The following is a 14,327-nucleotide window of genomic DNA, read 5'->3' on the forward strand; positions in this document are numbered from 1 at the left end:
CTTATTCCTGGTTCATTTTGATTATTTCGAGCTTGCCTTCCGGTTTGATCGACAGTAGTCCGGTGGTGATGATAGTATCCCCAACATTCAGGCCGGAAGTGATTTGTACACTGGTAGAATCGCGTACCCCGGTAGTAACGGTTTCAAAAGATGCATTACCACCCCTGTAAACAATAACCTTTTTAAAACGGGCCTGTGGTATCACTGCCTGTGAGGGAACCATCAGCGCACTTTTATCTTCACCGAAATCAAGTAATACTTTTGCAAATGCACCTGGGATGAGTTTGGGATCTTTTCCCAAAATGACCGCGCGAATGCGAAGACTCCTGGTATCTTCTGTTACAGCTTCCTCTGTTGCGATAACCCTGGCCAGGATATTTTTGTTCAATCCTTCCATAGTAAACGCCACATTTTTTCCGGCACTGATCTTACTGCTGTATTTTTCCGGTACTGTGAATTCAAGCTTGAGCTGGTTTTCCTGACGGATTGTAGTAATAAGGGTGGCAGGAGTTATATATGCACCCATGCTCACACTGCGAAGACCTAAACGACCACTGAAAGGAGCACGAATTTCCGTTTTTGCAATTGACGTGCGAATTAATTCTATATCGGCTTTAACATTGCTTACCTGCAAAATACTCAGATCATATTCCTGCTTGCTTATACCATCGATCTTTAAAAGTGCCTCAAGCCGCTCTGCTGTTTTTTCATAAATATCAAGTTGAACTTTAAGTTTTTGCAATTGCGCCTGCAGGTCACCGTCATATAGTTTTACCAGCAGAGTGCCTTTGCCAACATTCTGTCCCTCGCGGATATTGAGTTGTGTGATGCGGCCACTTACTTCCGGACGAAGTTCAGTTGCCTCATAGGGAAGAATATTTCCAGGAACTTCTATCTTTTCACTAACCGATGATGGCTTTACTAAATAGGCTTCAACCCGCGTGGGTTGTGCAGTTCGCTGAGGGCCACCGGAAACAGGGGCCTTAATTTTTTTTTCATCCTTCGATTTACAGGAAGCCATACTGATGATTCCGAACAGAATAAGCGCTATTATAGGCGTGGATCGTACAAATGCCATTGTCTGTGTTTCTTGATTAAGGTTGGAACAATGGTAAAATTAACAGATTTAACGCTGTGAAAGTTTAGCCCTGAAGGCTTTAATCAAATTAAATGCGAAAGGTTTATTACAGTATATGAGTGGCATTTGGACTTTATGAAAGGCAATCCTGGCATCCTAATGGAGTCAGGAGATAACTTTAAGGGTTCTTTTCACCTGGTGTGCCTTTCTGACCAGGTCATGTTTATCATTTCCCAGTATGGTCACATGGCCCATTTTTCTTCCCGGCCGGGTTTCTTTTTTTCCATATAGATGAATATAAACACCATCCATCGCCATCACCTCTTCTAAGCCTTCATATACAACGGGACCACTATGATCTTTTTCCCCGATCAGATTAACGAGCGAAGATGGCATCAGTGCTGCTGTTGGGCCCAGCGGGTAATCGAGTAATAACCTCCACATCATTTCATACTGAGATGTGAAATGTGCTTCAATAGTATGATGTCCGCTGTTGTGAACGCGTGGTGCGGTTTCATTCACAAGAACTTCGCCATTCCTGTCTACAAAAAGTTCTACTGCAAAGAGTCCGGGCGAATCCAGTGATTTGGCTAGTTTGTGGGCAATAGCTTCAATTCGCCATATCTGCTGTTCTTTAAGATCTGCAGGTGCCAGTTGCAGGTCGAGTAAATTCAGGTAAGGATCAAATACCATCTCAACAGGCGGGTATAGCGCGCTTTCTCCTTTCTTATTAATTGCTACAAGGATAGCGATCTCCTTCTCGATATCCACTTTTTTCTCTAATATACTGGGAGCATCAAAACCAAGTGGAAGTTCATCGGGTTTATGCAATAGCTGAACTCCTTTTCCATCATAACCACCTTCGCCAAGTTTTTGGGCTGCGGGAAGAAACGCAATATGTTGTTCCAGTTCCAACTGGTTTTGGACTGTTACAAAATTTGCAGTCGGGATTCCATTTGCCTGGTAAAATTCTTTCTGACGGATCTTGTTTTTTATGATCCTCAAAGCCGATGGTCGGGGTATTACTGTTACGCCTTCCGCTTCCAGTTTCTCGAGGGCATCAACGTTAACCGATTCAATTTCTATGGTGATGGCATCCAGTTGTTTACCGAATTCATATACATCATTAAAATTACGGATATCGCCAAGTGTAAAATGATGGCAGAGATGTGCAGCCGGGCAGGCAGCATCATTTTCCATCACCCAGGTTTCCACCGGAAAATTTGCAGCTTCCTGTAATAACATCCGACCCAATTGCCCCCCGCCGAGGATACCGACTTTTTTCATGCGCCAAAAATAAGGAATGGTTCGGCTTTGATGCTACTCTATTATTATACAAACATTCGTTAGTTTTGAGTTATGGTTCCCGATTATCCCCATAAATTATTCCCTGATCTCCGCCAGCATTATTGCCTGCTGATGGAATCCCTGGCAATGGAAAGAGGCAAGGGCGAGTAATTTACTTACCACTCGCCTTGATCTGATCGAAATTGTAAACCATCCTCAAATATTTTTCCATGTCCGTTCTCACCAAATTACAGCAACACGCTGCTACTGATTTTCTGCCTTTGCAGGGAACTGATTACGTTGAATTCTATGTGGGCAATGCAAAGCAGGCTGCCCATTTCTATAAAACAGCCTTTGGCTTCCAGAGCCTTGCTTATGCAGGCCCTGAAACCGGTATAAGAGAAACAGCCAGTTACGCGGTACGCCAGCATAAACTAACTTTTGTATTCACTACTCCCTTGCGGGCCAACAACGCCATCGCCGATCATATTTATAAGCATGGTGATGGAGTTAAAGTTCTTGCCCTGATGGTAGATGATGCAAAAAAGGCATGGGAAGAAACCACCGGCCGTGGGGCTATTTCTTATCAGGAGCCGCGCAGGATGAAAGATGATTCGGGGGAAGTTGTAACCAGTGGAATTCATACTTATGGCGATACCGTGCACTTGTTTGTGGAGCGGAAGAATTATTCAGGAACTTTTCTTCCTGGTTACATGCCGTGGAAGTCAGACTATAATCCTGCCGAAACCGGTCTCTTGTATGTTGATCATTGCGTGGGTAATGTTGGATGGAACCAGATGAATAAATGGGTTGATTTTTATGAGAATATCATGGGCTTCCGAAACATACTCAGCTTTGATGATAAAGACATTTCCACAGAATATTCTGCACTGATGAGTAAGGTGATGTCAAACGGAAACGGATATGTTAAATTTCCTATTAACGAACCTGCTGAAGGGAAGAAGAAAAGCCAGGTGGAGGAGTATCTCGATTTTTATGATGGGGAGGGATGCCAGCATGTTGCTCTGGCAACAAATAATATTATTGAAACAGTAACTGCTTTACGCAACAGGGGTGTTGAATTCCTGAAAGTACCAGGTTCCTATTACGATGAAGTGCTCGACAGGGTTGGTAAAATTGATGAAGACCTTCAGCCGTTAAGAGAGCTGGGCATTTTGATCGATCGTGATGAAGAAGGTTACCTGCTCCAGATATTCACTAAGCCTGTGGAGGACAGGCCAACTTTATTCTTTGAAATTATCCAGCGAAAGGGTGCTAAGAGTTTTGGAAAGGGCAATTTCAAGGCCTTATTTGAGGCCATTGAGCGCGAACAGGAAATGAGAGGAAACTTGTAACAAATGGTTATTATTGTAATCCCCCTCTTCGAAGGGGGATTTTTATGCCAGTTTTACCGATTCTTTGTGTTATTTTAGTGCCATCCAGACTGTACTATGAAAAGAATCTTCCTCCTTATTGGTTTGCTTACAGCTGTTATTGCCGGCATGTCACAAATGGCTTACCAGCCCGGCTTTGCTGAATCACAGCGCAACTTTCCCCGCGTGAATGATATTCTCCGTAAAAAAGAGGATACACTTGCCAAACAATTCAGGGAAAAGGGACTGCAGTGGCCTGCCAAATATATCTATCTCCGATCCTTTAAATATGACAGTCAGCTCGAAGTTTGGGTTAAAGGTGAAGCGGGTAAACCATTCCAGCATTTTAAAACTTATAAGGTCTGCGCTATGGCAGGAACCCTTGGTCCTAAAAGAATGGAAGGCGATTTCCAGGTTCCAGAAGGCTTTTATCATATCAATGAATTTAATCCCCGCAGCGAATTTCATCTTTCATTGGGTTTGAATTATCCGAATGCTTCCGATCGTTACCTGAGTGATGCCATCCAGCCGGGTGGTGATATCTATATTCATGGTAGTTGTGTAACTACAGGTTGCATACCAATTATGGATGCTCAGATCGAAGAACTTTATGTTCTTGCCACGCATGCAAAAAGCCAGGGCCAGGATTTTATTCCTGTTCATATATTTCCTGTCAGGTTCAATGTGAAACGTAGTACCGAATACCTTAACCGGTATGTACGCGATTTTTCTGATTATACCCCTCTGGCAACCAGCCTGAAAGAGGTATTTTATTATTTCGAAAAGTATAAGAAGATTCCGGTCATTTTGGTTAACAATAAAGGCGAATACGTGACAGATGAAGAAGTGAAAAAATCTTTACCAATAGGAGAGCGGAATGTTATAATAACACCCGTTGTGAAAAAAGTCCGAAAGAAAGTTCCTTTTAACGAGAATGAAATTCCTAATACTGTTCATAAGCTTCCTGAGTATCCTGGTGGGTCTGATGCTTTCCGAGATTACCTGAAAAAACTGAATAACGATCTTGTTCCTTTCTTAAATGAAGAGGAGCATAGTGCCTATGTACTTGTTGAATTTATTGTAGACCAGAAAGGTAAAGTACTAAATCCCCGCATCCTTAAAGGCGGTAATGATTTGTTGAATGAGAACCTCCTTGACGCATTGGAAATGATGCCCGATTGGAAACCTGCCATAAGGGAAGGTAAGGATGTACCGATGAAGTTAAAACAAACGATCGTTGTAGAAGCCAAGTCTGCCACTTCAGTAGTGAGTGCGCTATCTCATTAACACCTGAACTGTTTCAGGGGTCTGCTGCTGCAAAACTATTTTATGGTTTTCTGTTAGTTTTTCAAGAAGCGTGGGTTCGTAATGGCGTATGGTTAGGAGCTTCAATCCTTTTTCTACAGTAACATCAAATATTTCGGAAGCCTGGTGTGCGAGTTGCTGAATTTTTTCTGGCCTGTCATCCATCGAACAGGTAAAACTGATTGCGCCATTCTGCGTAATGGTCGGTTTTAGTGCCAGTTCTTCGAAGAGATGATACAGGATGCCCACCGGTTTTTCACCCACAAAAGAAAAATCCTTTGAACTGAGCTGAATCATTACCTGGTTTTCTTTTATTACGATGATCGGCGGAAGTTTTTTTACAACACCTTCGTGTATTACTGTTCCGGGTAGCAATGGATCGAGAAAACTTTTTACATACAATGGAATACCCTTGTTTTGAAGTGGTTTGATTGTCTTGGGATGTATGACCTGGGCACCATAATATGCCATCTCTATCACCTCTACATAATTCAGTTCAGGAATAAGCCGGGCTTCGGGAAATTGTTTAGGATCTGCATTCATCACACCTACTACATCTTTCCATATTGTGAGGCTTCCAGCCCCCATTATGTTGGCAAAAACAGCCGCTGTATAATCGCTTCCCTCCCGACCAAGAGTAGTACTTTCATTTTCATCGGTAGCTCCTACAAAGCCCTGCGTTATTACAATTTTACTTTTTTGATATAGGGGTGGCAGAAGTTGCTGCACCTGTTGGATTGTGAATGCCCAGTCAATATTAGCATCCCTGAAATTGTCATCGGTTCTGATTATATCACGTACATCGATCCATTTATTGGAAATACCGGATTCATTCAGATAGGCACTTACAATTGCAGTAGAGAGCATTTCGCCAACACATACAATCTGGTCATAATAATAATCATATTCCCTCACGGGTTTATCATGCAGAAGCCATTCTACCTCAGTGAAAAAATTATTCAAAAGTTGTTCACAGCTTAGCCATTCTTTAACCAGGAGGTATTTGGAAATGGTAAGGTGCTGTTGCTTTACCTGGTTGAATAATTGAAGCGCGTCTTCTTTTTTGCCCATGTAAAAATTTTCAGCAACCTTTTCCAGCGCGTTGGTAGTTTTTCCCATCGCGGATATAACGATGAGCAATTCATCATTTGCTTCCTGTTTAAGAATTTCTGCTACCTGCTTTATTCGCTCTACATTACTTACGCTGGCCCCTCCGAACTTAAAAACACGCATATGTTTAAGATTACTGATTAAACATTGATCAGTTAAGGTTATTAGGGATAACCGTCAACTTATCTATGATGATTGCGAAATTGGGGCCTAATCTTCAATCTGCAAGCTACAATCTGCTTTTTTTTGTTTCTTTGCGCACCTAACGATTGCACATATGAGTATTGTAAACAGGCAAGTCCTGACCCTTGATGAATTCACCATTCAGCAACTTCGCAATTTCCCAAAAGCCACCGGTGAACTTAGCAGCCTTTTGCGCGATATTGGCCTTGCCGCCAAGAGGATTAATGTGGAAGTGAATAAAGCCGGACTTGTTGATATTCTCGGCGATTATGGCAGTGTTAATGTGCAGGGAGAAGAAGTAAAGAAGCTGGATATTTTTGCTAATAATCAAATGATGGGGGTACTTCGTCACGGTATAAGCTGCGCGGGTATTGGTAGTGAAGAAATGGATGATATAGTGATCTTTGATGATGAGGTAAGTAATCAGAGTAAATACGTCGTTCTTTTTGATCCATTGGATGGAAGTGGAAATATTGATGTGAACGTATCGATCGGAACTATATTTTCTGTTTATCGCAGAACAAGTGAGTTGGGAAAACCCTGTACCAAAGAAGATTTCCTTCAACCCGGTATAAAACAAGTAGCGGCGGGATATGTTATTTATGGCAGCAGCACCATGCTTGTATATGCCACGCGCAGAGGTGTTAATGGCTTTACACTCGATCCATCCATTGGCGAGTTCTGCCTGAGTCACCCCAATATGATATGCCCTGAGTTCGGCAAGATTTATTCCGTTAATCATGGTAATTTTTTCCTCTACAGTGAAGGTGTAAGGAAATATATTACATTATGCCAGCAGAAGAATAAGGATAACGGCGGGCCTTACACGCAACGTTATATAGGTAGTATGGTCAGCGATGTTCATCGTAACCTGATAAAGGGTGGTATTTTTATGTACCCGGGAATGTCTGATAAACCAAAAGGCAAGTTGAGGCTCCTGTACGAATGCAATCCCTTTGCCTTTATAATTGAAGTTGCCGGCGGGAAGGCAACCAATGGCGAAATGCGGGTATTGGATATTGAACCGTCAGATCTTCATCAGCGATCTCCTTTTTTTGTAGGCAGTAAGGGAATGATGGAGGAACTGGAAGCTTGCTTATAGTTCATTATGGTACAATACTTGCTGACGCATAGTAAATTAGTATCCTATGCCGTATTATAGAATTGTTACCGGATTTATACTTATACTGTTTCTATGGTCGTGCAAGCCTTCGCGTACTACCACAACCCGTACTACCACTAAAACAGAAACTACAGCACCTGCCAGGGTTTCCCTTTCCTCCATTGAAGCGGGTATACTGGCTGAGGTGAATCGACATCGTAAAACTAAAGGTCTACAACCCTTGAAAACGAATAGTATCGTTGAAACAGAGGCTTCACTGCACAGCCAGCGTATGGCAAGTAAACAGGTGGCTTTTGGTCACAGTGGCTTTGAAACCAGGGTTGCCCGGATCGGTAAAAGGCTTGGTGGGGTTAGTAATTCCGCAGAAAATGTTGCCTTCGGAAGATATTCTGCCCGTGAAGTGGTTCAAACATGGTTAAAAAGCACTCCGCATCGCCGGAATATCGAAGGAAGGTTCAATCTCACAGGTATAGGTGTTTCAAAGGACGCCAAAGGAACTGTTTATTATACTCAACTATTTGCATTGAAAAATTAAGTACAATCATTCCTCATTAAAGCATACAGGTTTTGGAATAACGTAGATTTGCTTTTTCATTCTTATTTTATGCATACAAGTGAAGACCTGCGCTATCCTATTGGCAAATATGAGGAGCAGCCATATTCAGAAAGGCAATTACATGATTGGCTTAACGATATACGGTATCTGCCACAATTATTAGAGCATGCGGTATTAAACCTGGATGAGAACCAACTTCATACTCCATATCGGGATGGTGGCTGGACGGTTCAGCAGGTTGTTCATCATGTGGCCGACAGTCATATGAATGCTTTGATACGCTTTAAACTTTCCCTGACAGAACAGAACCCTGTTATCAAGCCTTATGATGAGGCGGCATGGGCAAAACTTGATGATGTATCTGATCTGCCGATTAATATTTCCCTTACATTACTTCACGCTTTGCATGCACGTTGGTTTAGTTGTATCAGAAAGCTTGATGAGAGCACATATAATAGCAGAACTGTCTTTCATCCTGAACACAAAAAGGAATTTACCCTGTGGAATCTATTGGGTATGTATGCATGGCATGGTAAGCACCACGTGGCACATATTACCAGATTGAGGGAAAGGGAAGGATGGAAATAAAATAATTATTCATGTTCTGGAAAACGCTTTCGTCAGACTATATTTCAAATCATATCTATTTTACTGCAAGGAGAGATAAATGTCAACGCGATGATGGAACCATCGTAGATCCCTATTTTGTGGTAGAACTGCCTACATCGGCAACTGCACTAGCTTTAACTACCGATAACAGGGTGATCATGGTTAAACAATACAGGCATCCTATCGGGGAAGTAATCCTCGAAACACCAGGTGGGTTTATTGATCCTGGAGAAGATTTCGCTATTGGAATGAACCGTGAATTGCTAGAAGAGACTGGATATTCTTTTCAATCTATTGAGCCTCTTGGCAGGGTTGCTGCCAATCCAGGGGTCCTTAATAACTATACTGAACTGTTTCTTGCAAGGGGAGGAGTGAAGCAGCAGGACCAAATGCTTGATCACAATGAAGAGATTGAAGTTGTGGAGATAAGTATTGATGATTTAAAAGAAATGCTTTTGCGGGGTGATATTAAGCAATCGCTTCATGTTAACTGTATTTTCTATGCACTTCTGAAAATGGGGCAGATTACTTTCAACAATCAGGGGATCACTTCACCAACAACATAAACTGATCCACTTACCAGTATGAGGTCCTTAGGTGATGCAGCATTTTTGGCTGCTTTTAATGCCAGGTTTACTTCGTTGTATATTTTACCCTTGAGTGAAAAAATATCTGCCATTTCCTGCAGCCTGTCTGCTGGCATTGCTCTTGGGATCTGCGCCTGGGTGAAATAATAGATTGCATTCTTTGGAAGCATAGTAAGAACTTTTGTTACATCCTTGTCTTTAACCATACCTATAACAATATGCAGCCTTGTAAAACTTGTGAGTTCCAGTTGATTCAGAATCACTTTGATGCCATCTACATTGTGTGCCACGTCAAGGATAATAGTGGGGTCATCCGCGATTTTCTCCCAACGCCCATGAAGCCCTGTTAGTTTCCTGGTATTAGCGAGGCCATTATGGATTGCTTTCTCCTCAATATGCCATCCTTCCTGCTGAAGGAAACGGATGGACTGAAGTACCGTTCTTATATTTTTTGTCTGGTAAAAGCCACTAAGTTCAGGATAATAATGTTGCGCATCGTCGTGCCCCCTTTCCTTAACAGTGATGGATAGCCGGTGGTCCTCATATTGCCAGTTCACGACCTCCTGCAATTTTTCAGCATAAAATAAGGGTGAATTTTTCTCCTTTGCTGTTTCTTCAAATATCTCCTTGGTTTCAGGAATAACTTCTCCAATGATGACAGGAATAGATTCTTTGATAATACCTGCTTTTTCCACAGCAATTTTTTCAAGCGTATCACCCAGAATATTCATATGGTCGTAACCAATATTAGTGATCACCGATAATATTGGTCTGATAATATTGGTGCTGTCTAAACGTCCACCCAGTCCAACCTCTATTACGGCAATATCAATTTCAGATGAAGCAAACCAATCAAAGGCCATGGCTACAGAGATCTCAAAGAAGGAAGGCTCAATAACGGGAATAAAGGGCCTCATTTTTTCTGTAAATGATATAACAGTTGATTCCGGAATCATCTCCCCGTTAATACGGATTCTTTCGCGGAAATCTTTGAGATGGGGGGAGGTATAGAGTCCGGTCTTATAACCTGCTTCCTGAAGAATGGCGGCGATCATATGGCTGGTTGATCCTTTCCCATTAGTTCCTGCAATATGAATGGATTTGAATTGCGTATGGGGATTGCCGTTAGCGGACTCAAGTTCAATAATATTGTGAAGGTCTTTTTTGTAAGCACCTGCTCCCTGTTTGCTGAACATAGGGAGTCGTGTAAAAAGGTAATCGATAGTTTGGGCGTAATTCATCCCTGTAAAACTAATTCATCATCAAATGCAAATGGCGATTTCTTTGATACAGTGAACAGGCTAATTTTTTAACCTGAAATTGAAGATTATGGTGCCGATCTGTTCATCCCCACCCGCATTGAATTTCAATTGCATTGCTTTACGTACAGCAATGGCCTTCATATTGCTATTTGATGTGGTTGAACCACGAGGCTGATAAACAGCAGAAATTACTTTTCCTGCTGCATCCACCCGAATATCAACAGCAACTTTTGCATTCTGATTAAAGTCATCTTCAAAGGAAGGGAAACTTGTAATACGACGACCCGATAATCCCCTGGAAATGGATACTCCGGATTTACCTGTACCTCCATTTCCTTCGTAATTGGTTGAGTTAGGATCACCACCTGGTTTTCCCTGATCTCCAGACCCGCCAGCTATACCCTGGTTGCCGCCTTTCTTATATGTGTCGGCCTCATTACCACCAGTACCTGTTCCAGATACACCTTTAAATACTGCTTTCGGTTTGGGTGGGGCGGGCACTGGATTAGAAACGGGCGTTTTTGCAGCCGGCCTTGGTTTGACGGCTACTTCTTTTTCAGGAATCTTGGTTGCCTTAGGATTTGCAACTGCTGGTGGTTTCACGGTTGGTGCCTCTTCATCACTGTCGTCAGTTTCAATATCACGCGCATCATCTGCAGCAGTAGTATTTGCAGGAGGAGAATAGTTAGGTTGTTCAGCTGGAGCCGGACTTTCTGGAGACATAGGCTGGTCATCTCCTAATCCTTCATCGCTATTCCCCAGGTTCACTTCAATTCCATCTTCAATGGGAGGCGGTGGAATTGTTGGAAGAGAGAATTTGATGAAGAATAATATCAACATCAGCAGCAGCATCACGCCGGCTGTATAGCCTCCTGCCTTCAGATTTTTCTGTACTTCAAATTCAGCGGTCATAGTGATCGGGTTAGCATAGTAAATGTACAATTCTTTGCCGTACAAGTACAAATAACAGGCTTAGTTGCGAGAATTGCGGCTAATATTTGTTAAAAATCATCGTCCTTTTTTAAGGGATAAATTGGCGATCAGCAATCCCCCTACAACTAACAATCCACTTGTGATATGAATCATCGTGATTTTCTCATTCAATATCCACAAAGCCTCAAGACTGCTGAAAATTGGTATCAGGTTGCCAAACAGGGCGGTGCGCGCAGCTCCAAGCCTTACGATCGCAGCATTCCAACATAAAAATGCGATAACTGAAGTGCCAAGTCCAAGATAGAGCACTACACTGATAAGATGTCCATTCCACTCTATCGGAGCACTATAAGCGGATTCGTACAACCAGGCAGGTAATAACATAAGGGTGCCAAAAGTAAAAATGGTGAAGAGAAAATTCTGCGCACTTATTCCGGCAGGTTTCTTCCGAACCAGAATATTATAAATGGCAAAAGCAAGAGCACCCAATAATACCCACGCATCACCTTTTCCGAACTCCAATGCAATTAAACGTTGTAAACTCCCTGCCGATAAAAGATATAATATACCGGTAATGCATAAGGCAAGTCCGGAAAATCGCAATAAGGTCACTTTTTCTTTCAGAAAAATCCTTGCAAGAATTATGGCTATAACCGGGGAGGAGGTGGTTCCTATGAGCGCAAGATTTATAGCTGGGGAATAGTGACCTGCAATATAAACTAATGTGTTGAAGAGCGAAACTCCCGTTAATGCAGACCAGAAAAAATAGAAGAAATTACGCCTTACGATCGGCCATTCAACAGCTATTTGTTTCCATGCAAGAGGCAGAATTAATAAGGAAGCCGCCAGCCATCTGAAGAACGCAAGTGCTATTGGTGGGATATTATGTATGATGCCGCGTGCAACAATAAAATTACCACTCCAGATAACGGTTGCAAGCACGGCAAGCGCTGCACCGGTAAGCAGAAGTCTGCGTGGGCTTTTTTCCGATTCCAATTTTGTCATGCAAGGGCTTAATGGGCAAAATCCAGTTCGAATCTACCCCTGATCCTTTCCATAGGCGGATTGTAGTAGCCGAATTTCAGGTTTGGAAATTCCTCGCTTATTAGTTCCATCAGCTGTTTAACACCCAGGCATTCACCAGTATCTGTGGCGCCGATTTTACCAAGGTACCAGTCTGGATCAATATTGAAATTCCGCCATTGGATCATGCAGAGGTCGGTATCAATGATTAGCTCCCTTAGCGCCTCATATTCTGCAACACTATCCGTCATGCCTGGAAAAACAAAATAATTAATACTGGTCCATCCCCCAAAGCTCCTGACCACTTTCAGGCTTTCAACAATATCATCGAAATCATAATTATTTGGTCGGTAATAAGGCATATATACCTCTCTCCGCGCAGAATTTGTGCTTACCCGAATACTGTTCAATCCCGCTTCACATAAGGCCTTTACAGCATCAGGTTTTGATCCGTTGGTATTTATATTAATACTTCCTTTGTCTGTATGTTTTCTGATCTCAATTATGGCATCTCTCATGGTCTCCCAAACCAATAGTGGTTCGCCTTCACAGCCCTGGCCAAAACTGATAAGAGGGAAAGGTGCTGATTCAAGGTGGGGGACAGTATATTCCACTATTTCTTCAGGGGTTGGCCTAAAGGTCAGGCGGTCCTGGGTTGATACAATAGGCTCTTCATCAGGCTGTAAAGATATACATCCAACACAATTGGCATTACATGCCGGAGAAGCTGGTACGGGGCATTCCCATCTTCCCATAAAATAGTTCCGAGCGGCGGGACAGTTATATGTATTACAGCAATTTTCTGCAAGATGCTTAACCAGGCGATTATGAGGGTATGCCTTCAACATTTGCGATACCCCCGTTTCGATTTTTTTATCATTAAATCCCCCACATTCCTGTCTTATATCAGATTCGATGCGGATGGCAGGTACAAAGAATTTTCCTTCCACCCAACCTGCAGCGGTATAACAAAATAAGGGAAGGATTGGTGCATCAGGCATAGTTTCATATGCGGCAATGAATAATCCTGTATGTGCAGGAGGAATAAATGCTGCCACTGCCCATCCTTTTTCACAGAGGCGCATTTCGCCTGTAATAACATCAATACCTATACCTCTTCTTCCCGGAAGTTCATATAAATTGCCACCCTCAGGTAATTCAATCCAATCTTCCTCAGGAACGGGATAAACATCCCAACCGCTTCTTCCGGTAGCATATAGTGTATTGTCTTCAAAAATATTTCCTTTACCATCAGAGTAAAGGAGATAAGGGGCATGTGCTAGCATTTGGTAAAGTTAGTGAAATGGAGGGATGGAGAGATGGAGGGATGGAGCGATCATACTAATTTATGAATCCTTTCCCGGCAATAGTTGTTAAATTCCTCTTCGCTGCAATCATCTTCTCCTTCCTCCTCGTCAGCAGTTTCGCGTTGAATGAGTTTATTGTTTTTAAAATCTAACGTAAGGAGATTGTCACGCAACATGATATTTGTAAAATCCTCCCAATCATATTGCTTTCTTGGGATGCTGTTGAAAACAATCCTGTCATCGTTGAAACCGATCTCCAGATTTTTCTTTGCCTGTCTTTCTACAAGCGCCATAACTAGAAATAGGGCGCTGAGCCATGGAAAATAAGGCATGCTCGCCCAGGTAAGGGCAGTAACAAACAGGGCATAACTGTATGTTACAGATTTCCCCGATTTTTTAAGGCGAAAAATATTAATGCCAACCAATAGCGCGATTACAATAGCTCCGATTAATTGCATCATTCGTTTATCATCAGAACTGAGATATTGGAGAAGGAATAGTAATACAGAAGCTGAACTTAATAATATACTGAACCTGTCTACCAGCCTTCGGCTGGTATTTTCAAGGGTTACTACATATTTATAAATCATG

At 42.3% G+C, this 14,327-nt stretch carries 14 protein-coding genes; 6 read left to right on the forward strand and 8 right to left on the reverse strand.

The annotated features are described in order from the left end of the window. Position 1: 1 nt before the first annotated feature. A complete protein-coding gene (locus tag HY58_RS12735; RefSeq protein ID WP_052324104.1) occupies positions 2–1,078 on the reverse strand; it encodes an efflux RND transporter periplasmic adaptor subunit in 1,077 nt (358 codons plus the stop codon). A 165-nt stretch (positions 1,079–1,243) separates the two neighbouring features. Then, entirely contained in the window at positions 1,244–2,365 is a 1,122-nt protein-coding gene (locus tag HY58_RS12740; RefSeq protein ID WP_039132572.1) for a 5-(carboxyamino)imidazole ribonucleotide synthase, read from the reverse strand. A gap of 230 nt (positions 2,366–2,595) precedes the next feature. On the opposite strand from HY58_RS12740, the gene hppD reads away from it, so the two are divergent. Beyond that, positions 2,596–3,720, forward strand: a complete 1,125-nt coding sequence (gene hppD, locus HY58_RS12745) for a 4-hydroxyphenylpyruvate dioxygenase (protein ID WP_039132574.1) — start codon at positions 2,596–2,598, stop codon at positions 3,718–3,720. 96 nt (positions 3,721–3,816) lie between these two features. Continuing rightward, complete coding sequence (locus HY58_RS19635; RefSeq protein ID WP_072037625.1) at positions 3,817–5,025, forward strand: L,D-transpeptidase family protein; 1,209 nt, start codon at positions 3,817–3,819, stop codon at positions 5,023–5,025. On the opposite strand, the gene HY58_RS12755 is transcribed toward HY58_RS19635, so the two are convergent. Then, complete coding sequence (locus tag HY58_RS12755) at positions 5,014–6,276, reverse strand: aspartate kinase (RefSeq protein WP_039132576.1); 1,263 nt, start codon at positions 6,274–6,276, stop codon at positions 5,014–5,016. The genes HY58_RS19635 and HY58_RS12755 overlap by 12 nt on opposite strands. 154 nt (positions 6,277–6,430) lie before the next feature. On the opposite strand from HY58_RS12755, the gene fbp reads away from it, so the two are divergent. The 4 genes from fbp to HY58_RS12775 all read left to right on the forward strand — a co-directional run bounded on the left by fbp (position 6,431) and on the right by HY58_RS12775 (position 9,190). Further along, a complete protein-coding gene (gene fbp, locus HY58_RS12760) occupies positions 6,431–7,438 on the forward strand; it encodes a class 1 fructose-bisphosphatase (protein WP_039132578.1) in 1,008 nt (335 codons plus the stop codon). A gap of 46 nt (positions 7,439–7,484) precedes the next feature. Then, the gene (locus tag HY58_RS12765) at positions 7,485–7,994 is read left to right on the forward strand and encodes a CAP domain-containing protein (RefSeq protein WP_039132579.1); all 510 of its coding nucleotides are present in this window, start codon (positions 7,485–7,487) and stop codon (positions 7,992–7,994) included. A 69-nt stretch (positions 7,995–8,063) separates the two neighbouring features. Continuing rightward, positions 8,064–8,603: a YfiT family bacillithiol transferase gene (locus HY58_RS12770; protein ID WP_039132580.1), complete on the forward strand. Its 540-nt coding sequence runs from the start codon at positions 8,064–8,066 to the stop codon at positions 8,601–8,603. Positions 8,604–8,614: 11 nt separating this feature from the next. Continuing rightward, positions 8,615–9,190, forward strand: coding sequence for an NUDIX hydrolase (locus tag HY58_RS12775; protein ID WP_039132581.1), 576 nt, complete (start codon positions 8,615–8,617; stop codon positions 9,188–9,190). Here HY58_RS12775 and HY58_RS12780 read toward each other — a convergent pair. The 5 genes from HY58_RS12780 to HY58_RS12800 form a co-directional block, all read right to left on the reverse strand. Beyond that, positions 9,163–10,452 (reverse strand): folylpolyglutamate synthase/dihydrofolate synthase family protein, encoded by a 1,290-nt coding sequence (locus HY58_RS12780; RefSeq protein WP_039132582.1) that lies wholly within the window; start codon positions 10,450–10,452, stop codon positions 9,163–9,165. The genes HY58_RS12775 and HY58_RS12780 overlap by 28 nt on opposite strands. A gap of 60 nt (positions 10,453–10,512) precedes the next feature. Next, complete coding sequence (locus HY58_RS12785) at positions 10,513–11,385, reverse strand: hypothetical protein (protein WP_039132583.1); 873 nt, start codon at positions 11,383–11,385, stop codon at positions 10,513–10,515. 96 nt (positions 11,386–11,481) lie between these two features. Beyond that, on the reverse strand, positions 11,482–12,411 hold the full coding sequence (locus HY58_RS12790) for a DMT family transporter (protein ID WP_052324105.1): 930 nt from the start codon (positions 12,409–12,411) through the stop codon (positions 11,482–11,484). Between the two features lie 8 nt (positions 12,412–12,419). Next, the gene (locus tag HY58_RS12795; protein WP_039132584.1) at positions 12,420–13,715 is read right to left on the reverse strand and encodes a radical SAM protein; all 1,296 of its coding nucleotides are present in this window, start codon (positions 13,713–13,715) and stop codon (positions 12,420–12,422) included. Between the two features lie 50 nt (positions 13,716–13,765). Next, complete coding sequence (locus HY58_RS12800; RefSeq protein ID WP_039132585.1) at positions 13,766–14,326, reverse strand: hypothetical protein; 561 nt, start codon at positions 14,324–14,326, stop codon at positions 13,766–13,768. Position 14,327 lies beyond the last annotated feature (1 nt).

The organism is Flavihumibacter sp. ZG627, from assembly GCF_000814325.1.
Classification (GTDB): Bacteria; Bacteroidota; Bacteroidia; order Chitinophagales; family Chitinophagaceae; genus Flavihumibacter.

What these genes read in the sequence shown, in the direction of transcription:
- HY58_RS12735 (WP_052324104.1), bottom strand. Translation starts at nt 1,078, where the DNA reads ATGGCATTTGTACGATCCACGCCTATAATAGCGCTTATTCTGTTCGGA.
- HY58_RS12740 (WP_039132572.1), bottom strand. Translation starts at nt 2,365, where the DNA reads ATGAAAAAAGTCGGTATCCTCGGCGGGGGGCAATTGGGTCGGATGTTA.
- hppD (WP_039132574.1), top strand. Translation starts at nt 2,596, where the DNA reads ATGTCCGTTCTCACCAAATTACAGCAACACGCTGCTACTGATTTTCTG.
- HY58_RS19635 (WP_072037625.1), top strand. Translation starts at nt 3,817, where the DNA reads ATGAAAAGAATCTTCCTCCTTATTGGTTTGCTTACAGCTGTTATTGCC.
- HY58_RS12755 (WP_039132576.1), bottom strand. Translation starts at nt 6,276, where the DNA reads ATGCGTGTTTTTAAGTTCGGAGGGGCCAGCGTAAGTAATGTAGAGCGA.
- fbp (WP_039132578.1), top strand. Translation starts at nt 6,431, where the DNA reads ATGAGTATTGTAAACAGGCAAGTCCTGACCCTTGATGAATTCACCATT.
- HY58_RS12765 (WP_039132579.1), top strand. Translation starts at nt 7,485, where the DNA reads ATGCCGTATTATAGAATTGTTACCGGATTTATACTTATACTGTTTCTA.
- HY58_RS12770 (WP_039132580.1), top strand. Translation starts at nt 8,064, where the DNA reads ATGCATACAAGTGAAGACCTGCGCTATCCTATTGGCAAATATGAGGAG.
- HY58_RS12775 (WP_039132581.1), top strand. Translation starts at nt 8,615, where the DNA reads ATGTTCTGGAAAACGCTTTCGTCAGACTATATTTCAAATCATATCTAT.
- HY58_RS12780 (WP_039132582.1), bottom strand. Translation starts at nt 10,452, where the DNA reads ATGAATTACGCCCAAACTATCGATTACCTTTTTACACGACTCCCTATG.
- HY58_RS12785 (WP_039132583.1), bottom strand. Translation starts at nt 11,385, where the DNA reads ATGACCGCTGAATTTGAAGTACAGAAAAATCTGAAGGCAGGAGGCTAT.
- HY58_RS12790 (WP_052324105.1), bottom strand. Translation starts at nt 12,411, where the DNA reads ATGACAAAATTGGAATCGGAAAAAAGCCCACGCAGACTTCTGCTTACC.
- HY58_RS12795 (WP_039132584.1), bottom strand. Translation starts at nt 13,715, where the DNA reads ATGCTAGCACATGCCCCTTATCTCCTTTACTCTGATGGTAAAGGAAAT.
- HY58_RS12800 (WP_039132585.1), bottom strand. Translation starts at nt 14,326, where the DNA reads ATGATTTATAAATATGTAGTAACCCTTGAAAATACCAGCCGAAGGCTG.